Source organism: Terriglobia bacterium (assembly GCA_032252755.1).
In the GTDB taxonomy this organism is placed as follows: domain Bacteria; phylum Acidobacteriota; class Terriglobia; order Terriglobales; family Acidobacteriaceae; genus JAVUPY01.
Map to the genome: position 1 here is coordinate 31,692 of JAVUPY010000094.1, position 18,863 is coordinate 50,554.

An 18,863-nucleotide genomic window follows, 5' to 3' on the forward strand; every position below is an offset into this window, starting at 1 on the left:
CCTAATTCTCGAGAATGACTTGTGCGATGGCGATCTGCTCCGTGTGCGAAAGGGAGACGGATGCGGACTTCATACCGAGCCGTTTTGCAAACTCCGCGGCCTTGCCGTGAAAATCCATCGTGGGCTTGCCCGAAGGCAGACGAACAACCTCGACATCTTGCCACGTTACCCCGCGCTTCCAGCCCGTGCCTATGGCTTTCAAGGCCGCTTCCTTGGCAGCAAAGCGCGCGGCGAAGCGTTCGTACTTGTTAGCCTTGGACTCGCAGTAACGGATCTCAGCAGGGGTAAAGACGCGGTTGAGAAAGCGCGCGCCGTAACGCTCGATGGCGGCCTGCACGCGCGGAACTTCGGCGATGTCTACTCCCATGCCGACGATCATCGACGGTAAGACTAAATGACGAAGGGCCTCAGAACAACTGTCCTGCATTGTAGAGAAGCTTGCCGTCGACGACATGCGCTTCCTTCATGAGCGTGTGGCGGCGCGTCGGGCCAGTGGCGTCGATGTGCTCGACCGTGTCGCCGTGGGCGGTGTAGTAATCGGAAACCATCATGCGATGGCAGTGGAACCACACGCGCTCGGCACACATAATGGCGGTAGGCTGGCCCTCGGCGAGTTGACGAACCTCGGCAGCAGCGGCCTGGAACTGCGGCGTGAGCATGTAGTCGGCGTAGTTGCGGAAGGAGTCGTTGCGCAGGGCCGTGTTGGGGGAGTTCTCCAACTGCTTCTTTCGGTGTCCGCCGAGGTCTTTCTTCCAAACGTACTCGATGCCGGCTTTCGGCAACTCCTGTTCGAGGTTCTCGCGATTGAAATGCGGATGGCGGCGCGACATGGGGAACGCGCGGATATCGACGAGAGTCTTGATGCCGTGCGCCTGGAGAGCTTCGATGAGCTCGGCGAGAGAGCGGGTGGAGTGTCCGATGGTGTAGATGGTGGCCACTAACGGGAGATGCGCTCAAGCGCCGATGCGACGGTATTCTCCTGCTCGGGAAATACGGTGCGCAAGTCGATGAGGACGCGTCCTTCTTCCACGCGGGCGATGATGGGCGGCTGGTTGGCGCGAAGAGCATCGTTCAATTGGGCGGCACTGCTGCCGGTGCAAGTGAGGGCGAGCAGGGTTGTCGGGAGCTTGGAGCCGGGGGCAGCGCCCCCACCAATGACGGATTCGCCGGAGATCAGTTCGACCTGAAGCTTCGGCTGTAAACGCAGGCGGTCGTACATGGCTCCGGCGCGGACGGTAATGTCCTCGCGCGATTGGCGCATCATGCGGAGCGCGGGAATGGCGTCGAGATTCTGCTTGACGTAGGCAACGAGGGTGGCTTCGAGCGCGGCGTAGATGAGTTTGTCGACGCGCAGGGCGCGGAACATGGGGTTGGAGCGGATGCGCGCGATCGTCTCGGGAGTGCCGGTGAGGATGCCGGATTGAGGGCCGCCGAGCATCTTGTCGCCGCTGTAGGTAACGACGTCGACGCCGTCGCGCAGGCTTTCATAGACGGTGGGCTCGCCGGCGATGCCGACCGCCCGCATATCCATGAGGGCGCCGCTGCCGAGGTCTTCCATGACGGGCAGGTTGTGCTTGCGGCCGAGCGCGACCAGTTCTTCGAGCGTGGGCTCCTCGGCGAAGCCGACGATCTGGAAATTGGAGCGGTGGACTTTGAGGAGCAGACGGGTGTGGTCGGTAATGGCGCGCTCGTAGTCGGCGATGCGGGTGCGGTTCGTTGTTCCGACTTCGCGCAGGGTAGCCTGCGACTTCGCCATGACGTCGGGGATGCGGAAGGATCCGCCAATCTCGACCAGTTCGCCGCGCGAGACGATGACTTCTCCCCCCTCGGCAAGCGTGTTGAGGCCGAGCATGACGGCGGCGGCGTTGTTGTTGACGACGATGGTCGAGAGCGGCCGATCGACATGTGCGGCGAAGAGTCGCTCGAAAAGCTTGCCAGTGTGCGCGTCCCGCTTCCCGCGCTCGCCCTGCTCGAGATCGAACTCGAGGTTGGAGTAGGTGGTCGAGACTTCGCGGGCATGGTCGAGAGCGGTGGGCGTCAAAGGCGCACGGCCGAGGTTCGTGTGCAGGATGACGCCCGTGGCGTTGATTACCGGACGCAAGGAGTAGGCCAACGCGGAGTGAAGTTGGCGCTCGACGGCGTCGGCGAGACCGGCAAGCGCGTAATCGAGCGCGTGGGCATCCAGGTGGCTGGCGGCGATTTCCGAGCGGATGTGGTCGAGCACTTCGCGCGCTGCCTGCGTAGTCGCCGAGCGGCCCTCCCGCTCAACAAGGCTCGCGAGAGATTCCCAGCGGAGAAGCTCGTCTACGGACGGGAGCTTGCGGAAGAGGTCGGCTTTGGACGCGGATGGCACCGGGAAATGATACATCTGAGGACGGAATTGGGTTGAAGTCTGTGTTGGTCGAGCCCAGAAACAGACCCACATCTGCTAACTGCGGCAGATGTGGGGCACGGAAAATTCCGTTTCTTCTATCCTTTCCTTTCCACAGCCTATGGCAGTACGATTCGTATCCCATGTCTTCCGCGAATTCCACTCTGCCTCCGCCCGCTGTTTCTGAAAACGCCAGCATTGGAACGGATGTTTTCGTCGTGCACGGGGTCGACCCCGAGGTGCAGGCGTATGCCATGGCGAAGTACTCGCGTTCGTCGTTGTCGATGAAGGAGTCTCTGCGCGAGCTGAACGAGCAGAAGGCCGAGAAGTTCCTCAACACGTTCTACTTCCAGTATGGCCACCGTTCGATCGCCGACCTGGCGCACATTGCGATGGCCATCGAGAGGCTTTCGCTGCTGGCCGCGACGATCGTGGTGGACGAGCAGCGCTGGGATGGGCAGGAACGCTCGACGCGGTACCAGGATTTCAAGAAGAGCGGGTACCACGTGCCGAAGTTCGGTGACGATGCGGCGCTGGTAAGGCGATACAGAGAGACGATTGAGTTCCTGTTTTCGGAGTACCGGGAATTTTCCGAGCTGATGTTTCAGCATCTGGTATCGCGCACGCCAAAGCCAGAAGACATGAAGCAGGAGTCGTACGAGCGGACGCTGCGGGCGCGGGCGTTCGATATTACGCGTTACATGCTGCCGCTGGCGACGAATACGTCACTGGGCCAGATCGTGAACGCGCGCACGCTGGAGACGCAGGTGGCGCGGTTGCTGTCGCACACGCACGCCGAGGTTCGTGAACTGGGCGCCAAGATGAAAGAAGCGGCACGGGCGCCGAGCTACAACGTTAACCAGGAGGCGTTTCGGACGCTGGTGGAGGCAATTCGCGCGAAGGATGAGTCGCTGGGGATGCTGGCGGAGTCGCAATTGATGCGGGAAGTAAAGGCTTCGCCTACGCTTGTGAAGTACGCGGAGGCGAACCAGTACGAGATCGCGACGCGGAAGGAACTGCGACAGGCGGCGCAGGAGTTGATGGGCGGGGTGGAGATAGAGGCTGCGCCCTCGGTTGACCTGCTCGAAGATGATCCCCTGGTGGTCGAGATCGCGACGACGCTGCTGTACGAGCACTCGCACTATCCCTACCGGCAGATTCGGCGGGTGGTGGAGGGACTGACCGAGGCTCGGCGGGCGGAAATCATCGATCTCGGAATGCGGCATCGCGGGAAGCATGACGAGTTGCTGCGCGATTTCGCGGCGGGGCAGAAATTCCGCTTCGACATCCTGATGGATATAGGCGGGTATAGGGATATGCATCGGCACCGGCGTTGCGTGCAGATTGGGCAGGCGTACTGCTTCGCGCATGGCTTTGATACGCCGCAGGAGATTGCGGATGCCGGGCACGGGGCGAGGTATGCGGCGACAATGCGCCGGGCGAGCGATGTCGCTCATGAGCTGGCGTTGGCGTTGCAGGGACGCGAAGGCACGGAGATCGAAGACACGCAGTACCTCATTCCGCTCGCATACCGGAAACGCACTCTGTTTAAGATGGATTTTGCCGAGGTGGTTTACATCAGCGAATTGCGGACGACGCCGGCGGGGCACTGGTCCTACAGGAAAGTCGCCTGGGAGATGTACGAGGCGGCGGCGAAGCGGTATCCAGGGTTGGCGAAATACTTCCGGGTACATGACATTCACGCGCCTGTGGACTTGCTACAGAGATAGGCAAACCACTAAGGGCACGAACACGAACGATCAACATAGATTCGCTTTTTATTCGCCTAACCAAAGAATCAATGTATACTGAGCGAAGCCGATCACTCCCGAAGTGGGAAATTGAGGACGAATTCCCTTGCGCCGCATTGCAGCGGGGTGTTTCGCTTAATGAGACGGTTGAGAAAAGATCCACATCTGCCAAAAGCGGCAGATATGGGGTATCCGATTGGCAATATTAAGGAGCAGGACTCATGGCGGACGAGCGTTCTCGCGCGATAGATCTCGCACTCTCACAGATTGAAAAGCAGTTCGGCAAGGGCTCCATCATGCGCCTGGGGAACAAAGAAGCCATTGTTCCCATTTCAGTCATCTCGACGGGCGCGATTTCGTTCGACGCGGCGCTGGGCGTCGGCGGCGTACCGCGCGGGCGCGTGGTTGAGATTTTCGGGCCGGAGTCGTCGGGCAAGACGACCATCGCCCTGCAAGTGATCGCCGAGGCGCAGAAGGCGGGCGGCATGGCGGCCTTCATCGACGCCGAGCATGCGCTTGATCCGGGATACGCGAAGAAGCTGGGCGTCGATGTTGACAACCTGTTGGTATCGCAGCCGGACTATGGCGAGCAAGCACTGGAAATCACCGAGGCGCTGGTGCGCTCGGGTGCGATTGATGTTCTGGTTGTCGACTCCGTGGCAGCATTAGTGCCAAAAGCGGAACTTGACGGCGAGATGGGAGACAGCCACGTCGGTTTGCAGGCGCGATTGATGTCGCAAGCACTGCGCAAGTTGACAGGCACGGTTTCGAAATCACGCACCTGCCTCATCTTCATCAACCAGATTCGCGAAAAAATTGGCGTAATGTTCGGTAACCCGGAGACAACGACCGGTGGACGCGCTCTGAAGTTCTACTCGTCGGTGCGCATTGATATCCGCCGCATTGCAGCAATTAAGGATGGCGATAACGTGATTGGCTCGCGTACGAAGGTGAAGGTCGTGAAGAACAAGACGGCCGCGCCCTTCCGCGAAGCCGAGTTTGACATCCTTTATGGAGAAGGAATTTCGCGCGAGGGCGACCTGATCGATCTCGCGGTAGAGCACAACATCATCGAGAAGTCGGGCTCGTGGTTCAGCTATAAGAGCGAGCGCATCGGCCAAGGTCGTGAGAACGCGCGCCAGTTCCTGAAGGACAATCGCGATATCTACGCCAAGATTGAGGCCGAGTTGAAGAAAGAGCTTGGGCTCACGAAACAGGAGCCCGCGCCTGCACCGGCAGCACCGGAGCAGAAGGCGGCAGCGACGGCGACGGTTGGGAAAGCGCCGGAGCGTGGGCCGGTGCCAGTGGGAAGAAAATGACGAATGTCGAATTTCGGAATGACGAATGAAAAACCTCACTCCGAGTTCCGACTGGCGATTTAACCGCTGATGGAAGAAGATAGAAGGCCGCGCTAAGCGCGGCCTTTGTGATTGCCGAAACCTCTCACTATGCGGCGCAGGCGTTCAGCGCTGCGGCCACCGCTTCATCCTCGGTGTTGTAGAACCTCAGGAACGGAGAGAGCCGGGTTACGTCGAGCAACTGGCGAACCTCTTTATTCACACCAAAGCAGCGGAGCGTTGTGTGGTGATCGAGGGCATCGCGTATGCAGCCGGCAATCGCGCCGAGCGCGGCAGCATCCATCTTCTCCAGGCACGCGAGATCGAGCACTACATTCCGGTGCTTTTCGAGTAATTCTTCCACGGCTTCGCAGAATAAATACTTCGAGAACATGTCCGTGAGACGGCCTTTGCAAGCCAGCACGGCGCTCTCGCCATGAGTCCGAATTTCCAACGACAGTTCCACGATCGACCTCATATCTTCTAATACGTTGCTATTGTTCAAGACGTTCCATCCAATTGAATGTTAGCCTACAAAATTTTGATGACAGCAATATGAAAAACCTTGCTGACGCCACCATGCAGAATCAGCGGGTTACAACCGTTTCATGTGTTCTATACGTACTATTAGACGAAAAGGGCGCAGGAATTATTCGGTCAATTTACAATTCTTGAGCATTCCTATTTTCATTCTTGAGGCCGCCGCATGAAGAAGCACCACTTCAGCGCGTTTGCTCTCCTCCTGCTCACTCTCATTTCTGTCGGTCGTGCGCAAAACACAGTTGATGTGTCGAAGATGACGGCTCGTCCCACGGTGGACTGGGCGCGGGATGGCGTGATCTACGAGATCTACCCGCGCGCGTTCTCAGCAGCCGGCGGCCTGAACGGTGTAACGGCACGGCTCGACGATTTGAAGAAGCTCGGCGTGAACATTCTCTGGCTGATGCCGATCAATCCGATCGGCGTGAAGAACAAGAAGGGCTCGATCGGAAGTCCATATGCCGTTCGCGACTACTATGCGATCAACCCTGCATACGGTACCAAGGCGGATTTGAAACGCTTGGTTCACGAGGCACACGCGCGCGGGATGAAGGTGATCCTCGATGAGGTGCTGAATCACACTGCTTGGGACAACAAGCTGATCACGGAACATCCCGAGTTCTACAAGCACGATGCGAATGGAAAGATCATGTACCCGGAAGACTGGACGGATGTAGCGTGGCTCGATTATTCGAATCCGAAGCTGCGAACGTACATGATCAAGATGCTCACGTACTGGATGAAAGAATTCGATCTCGATGGATTCCGGTTCGACGTGGCGCACAAGCCGCCGACAGATTTCTGGGAGCAGGCGCGTGTGGCCTTGGAGAAGGTGAAGCCGGATGTTTTCTGGCTCGAAGAGGGTGACCGTCCGGATGAAGAACTGAAGGCGATGGACGCGGATTACTCCTGGGATCTGCACAACGCGCTTTCGGCGGTGTGGCAGGGCAAGAAGCCGGCGACAGCGATTCGCGAGTCGTGGCAGAAGCAGCACGACACCTAGCCAAAAGGTGCGCTGCACATGCGTTTCAGCGACAACCACGACGAATGGAGAGCAATCGCCCGATTTGGAGAGCCGGGAGCACTGGCGGCGCAGGCGCTGATGTTTACGCTCGACGGAATTCCGCTGGTCTACAACGGAATGGAAGTTGGCGACGCGACGGAATCGGGTGCGCCGGCCTTGTTCGAGAACCTGAAGATCTTCTGGCCAATCGCGGAACGGCGTCCTGAGTTTCCGCGCTTTTATCGCGGGATGATCGCCTTGCGGAAGTCGAGCGAGGCGTTGCGGCGAGGCGACGTCGAGTGGGTTTCAAATACGAACGACGTTTGCATCATCAGCTTCGAGCGTCACACGACAACGGAAGACGCGCTGGTCGTGATCAACTCCTGCAATCGGCCGGAGAAGGCTCATCTGGATGCCGCAGTGAACGGATTCACTGAGGTCACCCCAAACATCACGGGCGCCAACCCGGCGCCGACGGGTGATGCAGCTACCGCGGATGTCACCCTCGCGGCGTGGGGGTTCCATGTCTACCAACGGACGCCAAACGCGCAGGTCGAAATTCACTGAAGGATCGAGTTCCTCATCGGTGGGTTGGGGTAGTTCTGGTTGACGAGTTCCTGTGCCGAGCAGGTAAGTACCTGAAACCACCTAGGTGTGATTACAATCCGCAACTCTGGATGCTAAAGTCCGTGCTCGCGCCCCGCACAGGAGAGAGGCCTTTATGAAGAAGCTGTTCACCTTTTTGTTCGCGGTCGTAATGGCATTGGCAATGTCCATGCCTGTTATGGCGCTGAACAAAGCCCACGACAAAGACGCCCATAAGACGGCGAAGCACCACAAGCATCGCCACAAGAAGTCAGAAAAGAAGGAAGACAAGGATCGGCACTAAACCGCCGGCCCGGCGGAGCATATCCCGGAATGCCCTCGCGCGAGCGGGGGCATTCTGCTGCTTGCGTCGCCGACCCTGGGCGCGCCTTTCTTTGATAGCGATCGCCAAATCAGTCGATTCGGCGATTCCCGTTTCTATTTTGGTACACAGAAGTACATGGCGGGAAGTTGTACCGAAGTGGTGCCAGCAGGCGGGTTCAGATTGACCCAAGACATTGAAAGCAGTACTGTTGGACCCGAATTGCCAGAAGAGGGCACCCGTGTCACTCAAAGTACTACTCGCTGACGACAGCATGACCGCCCAGAACATGGGCAAGAAGATTCTCTCCGAATCGGGCTACGACGTCACTACGGTGAGCAATGGCGCCGCAGCCGTGAAGAAGATTGCCGAGGTCAAACCAGACGTCGTGATTCTCGACATCTACATGCCTGGATACACGGGACTCGAAGTATGCGAACGCGTACGCGCCAACATGGACACCGCGAACCTGCCGGTGCTGCTGACTGTCGGCAAGATGGAGCCGTATCGTGCGGAAGATGGCGCGAAGGTTCGTGCGGATGGCGTGATTGTGAAACCGTTCGAAGCGACCGACCTGCTTGCGGTGGTAAAGAAAATGGCGGAAAAAGCGACTCCAGCCGCCCGCCACCTCGTACCCGAACCGGAGCCTGAACCGGTGGAGGAAATCGGGCAGCCCGAGCCAACTATGCCGGCAGCAGTTGACGTTCCATCGGAGATGGCGTCCGCGCCGGCACTGACGATGGAAGAGTTCAACCCCGTACCTGAGTCCAGGCCGACGATTGAGTGGACAGCTGCTCCAGGATTGCCGGTGGAACACGCGGCTGAGCCGGAGCCGTACATGGCCGAGATTCCGTGGACTTTTGATCAGGCGGCAGTCCCATCCGGGCCGCTGGAGGAGCCCGCAACCGTTCAGGAAGCCGCGCGTGCCAGCGACGTCGAGTTCACCTCCGCGCCACAGGCAGGAGATGTGGAAGTTCAGCAAGTAGAGGGTCTGGAAGCTGGCCTGGAAGCGCCGCCCACCGGGGAAATTCAGATCACGACGGATCCGGCGCTGACGAGTGCGCAGGAGATGACCGACTTCGTTACTTCGTTTGGAGAGACAAATGCGGCCGCGAGCGAAGAGGTGATTGCCGAGCCGCCGACGATCGAAGCTCCGGCGGAGAGTGCCTGGGATGGTTGGGCCCACGCGGAACCCGTTCAGAAGCCTACGGTTGAGGCCACCCCGGGTACGACCGAACCGACGATCGAGGCGTCGCCGGCCGAAGAAAATCATGTCGCGGAAGAACCGGTACCCCAAGCGAAGCCGATGATCGACGATTTCGAAGCCAAGGTCGCGGCAGCCATGGCGGGATTCGGAGTGGAGCCAGAGATCGAGCACCAGGTCGAACCAACGGGTGAGCACCATGAGCCGGCGTCAGCGGAAGGGCGAGCGAATTTCGGTGTGGACGATTTCGAGGCGCGTGTAGTGGCGGCCATGTCGGGATTCGCGACGGAACCAATGACTGCAGCTGTCGAAGAGACCCACACCCAGCCGGAGATCGAAGCTGTCGCCGACGATTTCGAGACGCGAGTAGCAGCGGCGATGTCGGGATTTGCGACCGAGCCAGTTGAGGAAGAGCCGGCGGTGGAAGCCCACGTCGAGCCCACGGCGGAAGCACACGTTGAGCCGGCGGTGGAAGAGTCACACGCTGAAGCAGCACCGGCACAAGTGGTTCACGACGACTTCGATGCGCGACTGGCACAGGCACTTTCGGCGTTTGATACCCCGCCCGCTTTGCACGACGAACTTTCGGCGGCTGAAGGAACGGAGCCGCCAGTCGAAATGCATGCCGAAGCCCCTTCAGTTCAGCTGAACGAGACCACGGTGCTAACGCACGAGGCGGTACTCTCACTGGAAGAAGAGATGAAGCAGGCGCTCGAGCAATACGCGGTGCAGGCTGAGCAGGAAACTGTGACACAGCCGGCCTCTGAGACCGTCGCTCAATCGGCGCCTACGGAATCGGAACCCGAGGTTGCACCAGTTGAGATTCCCGTTACGGAGCCGGAACCCCTCGGCGAGTTTGATCCAGCCCATGTCGCAGAGCCTGCTCCCCCCAAGCTTCCGGAAGTTGCGGTAGCAGCTTTTGCAGCCGCCGCGGCAACATCGACAGTACATGCGGAATCGTCCGCACCGGGTCCCGAGAAGTTTGCCGATGCTGTCCAGCGCGCGATCGAACGGCTGAAGCCGCAGCTGATCGCCGAGATCGTGAAGGAGTTGAAGGGAGAGTAGCTCAAGGTAATCACAAGCACCATGTTGAAGCCGCCTTTCGGGGCGGCTTCTTTATTGACGATTGACGAATGTCGGATTGACGAATAAACAGGGTGCCGGCAGTTTCCTTTCTTCTGCGGGTTCGATTAACATCAAGAATTACCCTAAGTTAGCTGAACGGATCCGATGCCTCACGAACTTCCCAAAGCCTATGAGCCGGGCGCGATTGAAGCGCGCTGGGCCGAGTACTGGGTGAAGGAAAGACTCTTCGCCGCCGACACTTCCGCCGACCGCCCGGTTTTCACTCTGCTGTTGCCGCCACCGAATGTGACCGGGCGACTGCACATGGGCCATATGTTGAACCAGACGGAGATGGACATCGTGGTGCGCTGGCACCGCATGCGCGGCTTCACCACGCTTTGGCTGCCAGGGACGGATCATGCAGGAATCGCCACCCAGATGATGGTGGAGCGCCAGTTAGCGAGCGAAGGAAAAACCCGACTCCAACTGGGACGCGAGGCCTTCCTCGCCCGAGTTTGGGAGTGGAAGCGCCAGTACGGCGGCGCTATTACGGAGCAGATGCGGCGGCTCGGCGCGTCGGTGGATTGGGATCGCGAGTTCTTCACGATGAGCGAGCAGCTTTCCCGTGCGGTGAAGGAAGCATTCATTCACCTGTACGAGGAAGGGCTGATCTATCGCGGCAAGTACATCGTCAATTGGTGCCCGCGATGCTCGACGGCGATCTCTGATCTCGAGGTAGTGCACGAGGAAACGCAGGGTAAGCTCTACGAGATTCGATACCCGGTGATCGGAAGCGATGAATACATCGTGGTCGCTACGACGCGGCCAGAGACGATGCTGGGTGATACGGCCGTGGCGGTGAACCCCGCAGATGAACGCTACAAGCATCTGCACGGGAAGAAAGTTCGTCTGCCGCTGATGGATCGCGAGATTCCGATCATTCTGGATGAGTTGGCGAATCCGGAGTTTGGAACCGGCGCGGTGAAGGTCACCCCGGCGCACGATCCGAACGATTTCCAGGCGGGATTGCGCCACCTCCTACCGCAGATTTCCGTCATGGACGAGCATGCGCGCATGAATGAGGAGGCTGGGATGTACGCCGGGCTCGATCGTTTCGAGGCGCGCGAAAAGGTTTTGCACGATCTGCGCGAGCAGGGATACCTGGTCGGGATCAAGGACCACGTACTTGCGATCGGGCATTGCCAGCGCTGCAAGACCATTGTCGAGCCACGGCTGTCGACGCAGTGGTTCGTCGCCGTCAACAAGGAACCGAAGAGCGGCGGTTGGTCTATCGCGAAGATGGCGCAGGAGGTTGTCACGCGCGGGTACATCCGGTTCTCGCCGGATATGTACAAGACCATCTATTTGAACTGGATGGAGAACCTGCACGACTGGTGCATCTCGCGCCAGTTGTGGTGGGGACACCGGATTCCAGCTTGGCACTGCCCAGCATGCAAATCGATCGTTGTCAGCTCAAAGCCGCTGGATAAGTGTCCGAAATGCGGAAATCCGACCATTGAGCAGGACCCAGATGTACTGGATACGTGGTTCTCGTCGGGGCTGCTCCCGGCAACCCCGCTAGGCTGGCCGGATGAGACCAACGACCTGAGACGGTTCTATCCGACGTCGCTGCTCATCACCGGGTTCGACATCCTGTTCTTCTGGGTGGCGCGCATGGTGATGATGAATACCTATTTCATGTGGCGCGACCGGAACGATACAGGCGAGGCCCTGAAGAACGCCGTGCCTTTCCGCGAGGTCTACATACACTCGCTTGTGCGCGATGCCGAGCGCCAGAAGATGTCGAAGACCAAGGGTAACGTTCTCGACCCGATTGATGTGGTGGAGAAGTACGGCACGGACGCTACGCGCTTCACCCTGGCGGCAATGGCAGCACCCGGGACAGATATCGCTTTCAGCGAGAGCCGTACGGAAGGCTACCGTGCATTCGCCAACAAGATCTGGAACGCGGCACGACTGGTCTTCATGAATGTCGACAAGCTATCGGAATCGGGGATTCCGGTTCTGATGCTGTTCGCCGAAAAGAGCCGCACGGCTGCGAATAAGCCAGGACTGGCGTCATTTGAAGCGGCGACTCTGGAAGACCGGTGGATCCTGTCGCGTTTCAATCATGTTGCGGGCGAGATCAATGACGCACTGAAGGAGTATCGATTCCACGAGGCTGCGAATTCGATCTACAGCTTCTTCTGGGGCGAGTTCTGCGATTGGTACCTGGAGCTAATAAAGCCTCGGCTGGCGGCGGCTGGAAACGAAGCCGAGCGGAATTCCGCGCGAACGGCAGCGCTGAACCTGGTAACGATTTTCGAAGGCGCCCTGCGCCTGCTGTCGCCATTCATGCCGTTCCTCACCGAGGAATTGTGGCACGCGGTGTACGATGGCAGGCCGCCGAAGAAATCGATCTCTCTCTCCACCTATCCGCAGGCACAACCCAAACAGATCGACACGCAGGCAGAAACCGAAATGGCGATCCTGCAGGACCTGATCGTCAGCGTGAGGAACCTGCGCGCGGAATTGAAGATCGAGCCGAAGCAGAAGCTGGAAATCGAGGTCTTCGCGGATGCCGAGGTGAAGGGCCTGATTGAGCGGAATAGCGGCGCGCTGGAGCGGTTGGCCAGCGTAGAGAACGTCAACTTCGTAGGCGAGTCGCTGGCGAAGAAGACGCAGTCACGCCACACGACACGGTTCGACGTCCGGGTTGTGTACGAGCAGAAGATCGATGTAGCGGCCGAGCGTGCGAGGCTGAACAAAGAAATCGAGAAGTACGAGAAGGGAATCGCCAACGCAGAACGGCAGCTCGGAAACGAGGGTTTCCTTGCGAAGGCTCCAGAGAAAGTGGTTGAAGGTCTTCGCAAGAATACGGCGGAGTTGAATGTGTTGCTGGAGAAAGCCCGGGAGTCGTTGAACCAGTTGGAACAGTAAAGGCCCACATCTGCTAAAAACGGCAGATGTGGGACACGATCAAGTTCGTGGTCGTTAACTGAAAACCGAGAACCGAGAACTGAGAACCGCTTTTATGGACTGGATGAGTCGCCGCATTACGGCCATTCTGGAGAACGCGTTGACGGAGGATCGCGCGACGCGCGACGCCACTAGCTACGCCTGTATTGATCCCAACCAGCAGGCAGTCGGGACGATTCTCGCCAAGCAGGATTGCGTACTGTCCGGCATCGGCTGCGTGCAACGCATCCTGCAGGTCTTTGCGGCACTGGATGGTACCGTCCGCTCGCATCCGGAAGTGGTGACACACCAGGAGATTTTCGATGGTGTTCGGCTTCGACCAGGGCTCACGGTGGCCGTGGTTCGCCATAATGCGCGCGTAATGCTCAGTTGCGAGCGCGTAATTCTGAACATTCTGCAGCGTATGAGCGGGGTTGCTACGTTGACCCGCCAGTACGTGGAGGCAGTTGCAGGAACGAAGTGCACGATTCTGGATACGCGGAAGACGGTTCCCGGCCTGCGGGTTCTCGACAAATATGCTGTCCGTTGCGGTGGCGCGAAAAATCACCGGCTCGATCTTTCCGATGGCGTGCTCATCAAGAACAATCACATTCACCTTTGCGGCGGGATCAAGAATGCCCTGCAAAGGGCCATCCAGAATCGACGTGGCGAGCAGGTCATCGAGGTCGAGGTGCGTTCCACGGCCGAACTCGAAGAGGCTTTACAAAATGGCGCGGAAGCTATCCTGCTGGACAATATGACTCCGGAGCAGGTACGGGCCTGCGTGGAACGCGTTCAAACCCACTCGCGCCGGGTGCCGTTGGAGGCCTCCGGCGGCATGAACCTGGAGACGGTGCGCGCCTACGCCGAGACGGGCGTCGATTACATCTCCATCGGGGCGCTCACCCACTCAGCAAAGGCTGTCGATATGAGCATGAGGATCATCCCCGCATAGTCGGTTGCGCAAAGGCTTACCAAATCTTTACAATCCAGCACCTGTTGCTCCGCGACTTCAGGGTGGGTCGCGCGTCTCTTCCGCATCTCCGACCGAAAGGGAGTAACTATGCGTCGAATACTCTTTGGTTTCATTATCGCATTCATCGCGATTCCGGTACTCGCGCAGGATTTCCGAATCGATCCCAACCACTCTTCCGCGAACTTCGCCGTGAAGCACCTGCTGGTATCCACCGTGCGGGGCCGATTCGCCGGCGGAGTCACGGGAATAATCCACCTGGACCCGCAGGACGTCACAAAGTCGAGTGTGACCGCCGACATCAAGACAGATACCGTCGACACGGATAACGCGACGCGCGATAAGGACCTGCACAGCGAACGGTTCTTCGATGTCCAGAAGTATCCTGACATCAAGTTCCAAAGCACTAGCATCGAGCACCGCGGCGATGACTACGTCGCAATCGGGAACCTGACGATCAAGGACGTAACGAAGCAGGTAGAATTGCCGTTTACCCTGGCCCAGGCTGAGGTGAAGGGTAAGAAGAAGCTCGGAGTGGTAGCAAACCTGGAGATCAACCGAATGGATTACCACATCGACTACGACCCGACCGGCACAACGGTTAGCAAGGACGTGAAGATAGAGCTCGACCTTGAGGCTACGGAACAGTAGTGCGAGTTTTGCTTGTCGCGACCCTCTCCGGGCTCGATAATTCTCTCCAGCCCTCATGAATCCTCGCAACCAGGCCGGTCCGGATCACTGCCGGACAGAGTTGGACCCCGGAGCGCGCACCGACGCGCGGCTCGGGCACATCGTCCGCCTGCTCGCTGACAATTCCATGCTGGTTGTGAGCGGCACCAAGATCGCCGACGAGATCGGAACGAGCCGCTCGGAAGTGTGGAGACTCGTGCAACAGTTGCGTGAGCTGGGGGTGGAAATCGCGGGGCACCCGGCGACCGGATATCGGCTGGAAGCTGTGCCGGACCTACTTCTTCCCGACATCCTGGATCCGCTCCTGCGCGGAACGATGTTCGCCGGGCGCTTGCATCATTTTTTCCGCGTTGGATCGACCAATGTCGTTGGGATGGCTGCCGCCGCGCAGGGTGAAGCCGAAGGTGCGGTCTTCCTGGCTGAAGAGCAGACAGCGGGGCGCGGTCGCGGAGGGCATACGTGGGAGTCGCAGGCCACGGTTGGGGTGTATGCCTCGATCATATTGCGTCCCCTATTGGCACCTGCAGACGTGCTTCTGCTCTCGCTCATGGCGGGTGTGGCGGCGAGCAATGCGATTGAGAGTGTGACCTCAATCCGCCCCGATCTTCGCTGGCCCAACGACGTGATGCTCAACCACCGTAAGTTCTGTGGAATCCTGACCGAGTTGAATGCCGAGGTCAGCCGGGTACGCTACGCGGTCGTGGGGATCGGCATCAACGTGAACCAGGAGACATTTCCGGCGGATTTGCAGGCCATTGCCACTTCTTTGCGCGTGGAGACCGGTCGCGAGTGGTCGCGCGTCGATGTCGCGACGGCTCTGTTAAAATCGCTGGACCGCGAATATCGTGCGCTGCTCGATAATCCGAGGGGCGCGCGCGAGTCGATCCACAAGCGTTTTGAAGAACGCTCGTCCTATGCGCGGCGCCGCGAAGTGCACGTCGATGAAGACGGCGGTTATGACGGCATCACCGAAGGTCTGGACGAGCGCGGATTCCTCAGGGTGCGCACCGAGCAGGGTCTGCGAACGGTGATCTCCGGCGGGGTCCGGGCGCGGCGCAACGGATAACCTCCATGCTGCTGGTTCTCGATGTAGGCAATAGCAACACCGTGCTCGGCGTGTACGCGACCGACGAAAACGGGCTCGCCGGGCAAACTGATCTCCAGGCCGACTGGCGCATCACCTCCACCCGAACGCAGACTGTTGACGAATACGGAGTCCTCTTCCGTAACCTGTTCGCGATGAAGTCCATCGATCCGGCGGCCATCCGCGGCATCATCATTTCGTCAGTTGTGCCGCCGATGGACACCACGCTTCGAACCGTGTGCGAGCGCTACTTTGGCGTGAAACCCATGTTCATTGAGCCGGGCGTCAAAACCGGCATGCCGGTGCACTATGACAATCCGGCCGAAGTCGGCGCAGACCGCATCGTGAACAGCGTGGCGGCATTTGAGAAATACGGTGGGCCGTGTATCGTGGTGGATTTTGGTACGGCGACAACGTTTGACGCGGTGTCGGCAAAGGGCGAGTACCTCGGCGGCGTCATCGCGCCGGGAATCGGCATCTCCGCCGAGGCGCTGTTCATGCGCACGGCGAGACTGCCGCGCGTTGATATTCGCAAGACTTCAAAAGTCATCGGGACGAATACCGTCGGCAGCATGCAGTCGGGGCTGTATCACGGCTATGTCGGGCTGGTGGACGGCATCCTGGAACGAATGCTGGAAGAACTTGGCAAAGCCAAAGTTGTCGCGACAGGTGGGTTGGCATCGCTGATCGGCAAAGGGTCAAAGTACATCAGCGAGATTGACGAGATGCTCACGCTAGACGGGCTGCGGATCATCTGGGATCGCAACGTGGCCCATGGAAAAAAGGGACACAACAGCGCCAGTCACCGCGAATAACAGAGAGAAACCACGAAGGCACGAAGGGATGATTTCTTCAGGGCTTCGTGCCTTATCATCGTCCATGTAAATTTCTGAGGTAGTCTGGGGTGTGGCCGAACCTTATTTCAACTACTTTACCGAAATCGAAGAGCACTTCTGTCGAAGGCGCGGCACTCTTCTGACGGTCTCTACACTTGATTGGTCTTTGATGGAGATCTGGAAGGATGCCGGAATTCCGGTAGAGGCGGTGCTGCGCGGAATCGACGCGACGTTTGATAAGTACGATCGGCGGCCAGTGAAGACGCGCAAAATCAATGGACTCGGGTATTGCTCGCAGGAGGTGCTGGCTGCCGCAGAGGATATGAAAGAAGCTGCTGTCGGCACGGAGCGCGCTCCGGAGAAGCAGGAAGCGCTGCAGACATCGGAGATTGCCGCGTATCTGCGGACCAATGCCGGCCTGTTCAGTAAGGCGACGGTGCCGGAGGGCGCCACGCCGCTCATTCGCGAGCAGGTGCAAACACTCGGGCAATTGGCAGTGGCTTCGGAAAACGGCCCGCTGAACCTGGAAGAGTTGGAGTGTCGGTTGACGGTAATGGAAGAGAAACTCTTTGCGGCGCTGCTGGCGGGAACGCCTGATGATGCACTGGTTGATATTCGGGCGCAGGCCGACCGAGAGATGGCACCGTATCGTTCGAAGATGAGCGCTGCACAGATCGATCAGTTGCTGAAACAGTATGTGAACAAGAAGCTGCTGGAGCGATACAAGCTGCCGCGACTGAGCTTGTTCTACTTGTAGGTTTCCGTGGAACTCAAGATCGAAAAGTGGATATACGGCGGCGATGGACTCGCCCGCATGGCTCCTGACGAGACCGGGCGGGGCAAGGCGGTCTTCGTGCCATTTGTCGTGCCGGGAGAGACGGTCCAGGCCGAGATCACGGAAGAACGTTCGGGATTTGCGCGCGCGAAGCTGACCGAGATGAACAAGGCGTCAGCGGGGCGCGTGGAACCGCAGTGCCCCTATTTTTACCGGTGTGGTGGCTGCCAGTATCAGCACGCCGATTATGCGCGCCAGTTGGAATGGAAGCGCGACATCCTGGTTGAGACGCTGCAGCGCACGGCGAAGATCAAGCTAGAACATGTGGAGATTCACTCGGCCGAACCTTATCAGTACCGCAACCGCACACGGCTCAAGACGCGTAACGAACCGGGATTCGCTATTGGTTATCACCGGCTGGGTACGAACGAGCTTCTCCCTGTTTCCGATTGCCCCATCAGCTCTCCACTGATCCGAAGGGCGATCGCCGCAACCTGGAAAGTTGGTGACACTCACAACTCCGGCGGGCTACGCGAGATACAGTTTTTCGCCAATCACGCAGATTCGAAGCTGCTCGTCGAGTTCTACACCGATCGCGACACCAGCCCTCAGGTTCTGCAGGCTTTTGGAGACGCGCTTCGAGCAGAACTGCCGGCCATCCTCGGTATCGTCATTTTCCCTTCGACGGCGTTGATAGAAGACGAGGATCGCGTTCTCTCGGCCAGTTCAAAGCGAGCAGCTACAGGAGTGGCTTTCGGAGAGAGCTCGCTGCAGTACGTCACCGCAGGCGGCAGCTTTCGCGTCAGTGCGGGATCGTTTTTCCAGACCAATCGATTCCTGATTGACGAACTGGTGAAGACTGCCCTCGGCGATTCGCGAGGTGCGACGGCACTGGATTTGTACGCTGGAACCGGACTGTTTTCCGTGCCTGTGGCGAGGAGATTCGATCGCGTAATCGCGGTCGAGGCATCACCATTCTCGTTTGCAGATCTCGTGAATAACGTTTCCGCGAACGTTAAACCAGTGCAGGCGACGACGGAAAAGTACCTGGAAAATACTGGGCGAAGGTCCGGGCTCCACCTCGTGCTGGTCGATCCGCCGCGTTCCGGAATGGGAGAGCACACGGCACAAATGCTGGGCCGGACGGGGGTTCCGCACATAACATATGTATCGTGCGATCCGGCGACACTGGCACGCGATCTCCGTGTGCTGAGCGGCGCTGGATATCGCATTGAGTCCGCACACTTGGTTGACCTGTTTCCGCAGACGTTTCATATGGAAACGGTTGTCCAGTTGGTGCGGTGAGTCAAAAGTCTGAAGTCGAAAGTTGAAAGAAATGCGTTGGCGACTCACACGGAATCAGCTTTAG

15 protein-coding genes and 1 pseudogene are annotated in these 18,863 nt (G+C 58.8%); 12 read left to right on the forward strand and 4 right to left on the reverse strand.

Annotated features, from left to right (window positions below; translation table 11 throughout):
* Position 1: 1 nt before the first annotated feature.
* The 3 genes from ROO76_23430 to selA are packed head-to-tail and all read right to left on the reverse strand — an operon-like array spanning position 2 to position 2,425.
* Complete coding sequence (locus ROO76_23430; protein MDT8071120.1) at positions 2-379, reverse strand: holo-[acyl-carrier-protein] synthase; 378 nt, start codon at positions 377-379, stop codon at positions 2-4.
* A gap of 28 nt (positions 380-407) precedes the next feature.
* Positions 408-938, reverse strand: coding sequence for a DUF488 domain-containing protein (locus tag ROO76_23435; protein MDT8071121.1), 531 nt, complete (start codon positions 936-938; stop codon positions 408-410).
* A complete protein-coding gene (gene selA / locus ROO76_23440) occupies positions 938-2,425 on the reverse strand; it encodes an L-seryl-tRNA(Sec) selenium transferase (protein ID MDT8071122.1) in 1,488 nt (495 codons plus the stop codon). Before selA ends, ROO76_23435 begins: the two co-directional genes overlap by 1 nt.
* An 89-nt stretch (positions 2,426-2,514) precedes the next feature.
* On the opposite strand from selA, the gene ROO76_23445 reads away from it, so the two are divergent.
* Both ROO76_23445 and recA read left to right on the forward strand, forming a co-directional pair.
* Positions 2,515-4,101, forward strand: a complete 1,587-nt coding sequence (locus ROO76_23445) for an FAD-dependent thymidylate synthase (protein MDT8071123.1) — start codon at positions 2,515-2,517, stop codon at positions 4,099-4,101.
* Between the two features lie 242 nt (positions 4,102-4,343).
* Positions 4,344-5,441, forward strand: a complete 1,098-nt coding sequence (gene recA, locus ROO76_23450; GenBank protein MDT8071124.1) for a recombinase RecA — start codon at positions 4,344-4,346, stop codon at positions 5,439-5,441.
* A 127-nt stretch (positions 5,442-5,568) separates the two neighbouring features.
* Here recA and ROO76_23455 read toward each other — a convergent pair whose 3' ends face one another.
* Entirely contained in the window at positions 5,569-5,925 is a 357-nt protein-coding gene (locus tag ROO76_23455) for an STAS domain-containing protein (protein MDT8071125.1), read from the reverse strand.
* 330 nt (positions 5,926-6,255) lie between these two features.
* On the opposite strand from ROO76_23455, the pseudogene ROO76_23460 reads away from it, so the two are divergent.
* The 10 genes and pseudogenes from ROO76_23460 (at position 6,256) to rlmD (ending at position 18,799) form a co-directional block, all read left to right on the forward strand.
* Positions 6,256-7,569: pseudogene (locus tag ROO76_23460) on the forward strand (alpha-amylase family glycosyl hydrolase).
* Positions 7,570-7,723: 154 nt separating this feature from the next.
* On the forward strand, positions 7,724-7,891 hold the full coding sequence (locus ROO76_23465; protein MDT8071126.1) for a hypothetical protein: 168 nt from the start codon (positions 7,724-7,726) through the stop codon (positions 7,889-7,891).
* A 259-nt stretch (positions 7,892-8,150) separates the two neighbouring features.
* The gene (locus tag ROO76_23470) at positions 8,151-10,178 is read left to right on the forward strand and encodes a response regulator (protein ID MDT8071127.1); all 2,028 of its coding nucleotides are present in this window, start codon (positions 8,151-8,153) and stop codon (positions 10,176-10,178) included.
* Between the two features lie 165 nt (positions 10,179-10,343).
* Positions 10,344-13,118 (forward strand): valine--tRNA ligase, encoded by a 2,775-nt coding sequence (locus ROO76_23475; protein MDT8071128.1) that lies wholly within the window; start codon positions 10,344-10,346, stop codon positions 13,116-13,118.
* Between the two features lie 94 nt (positions 13,119-13,212).
* Entirely contained in the window at positions 13,213-14,091 is an 879-nt protein-coding gene (gene nadC / locus ROO76_23480) for a carboxylating nicotinate-nucleotide diphosphorylase (protein MDT8071129.1), read from the forward strand.
* A 108-nt stretch (positions 14,092-14,199) separates the two neighbouring features.
* A complete protein-coding gene (locus ROO76_23485) occupies positions 14,200-14,760 on the forward strand; it encodes a YceI family protein (GenBank protein ID MDT8071130.1) in 561 nt (186 codons plus the stop codon).
* 55 nt (positions 14,761-14,815) lie between these two features.
* On the forward strand, positions 14,816-15,865 hold the full coding sequence (locus ROO76_23490) for a biotin--[acetyl-CoA-carboxylase] ligase (GenBank protein ID MDT8071131.1): 1,050 nt from the start codon (positions 14,816-14,818) through the stop codon (positions 15,863-15,865).
* Between the two features lie 5 nt (positions 15,866-15,870).
* A complete protein-coding gene (locus ROO76_23495) occupies positions 15,871-16,698 on the forward strand; it encodes a type III pantothenate kinase (protein MDT8071132.1) in 828 nt (275 codons plus the stop codon).
* Between the two features lie 190 nt (positions 16,699-16,888).
* Positions 16,889-17,476 (forward strand): hypothetical protein, encoded by a 588-nt coding sequence (locus tag ROO76_23500; protein ID MDT8071133.1) that lies wholly within the window; start codon positions 16,889-16,891, stop codon positions 17,474-17,476.
* Positions 17,477-17,482: 6 nt separating this feature from the next.
* Positions 17,483-18,799: a 23S rRNA (uracil(1939)-C(5))-methyltransferase RlmD gene (gene rlmD, locus ROO76_23505; GenBank protein MDT8071134.1), complete on the forward strand. Its 1,317-nt coding sequence runs from the start codon at positions 17,483-17,485 to the stop codon at positions 18,797-18,799.
* The last annotated feature ends 64 nt before the right edge of the window (positions 18,800-18,863 follow it).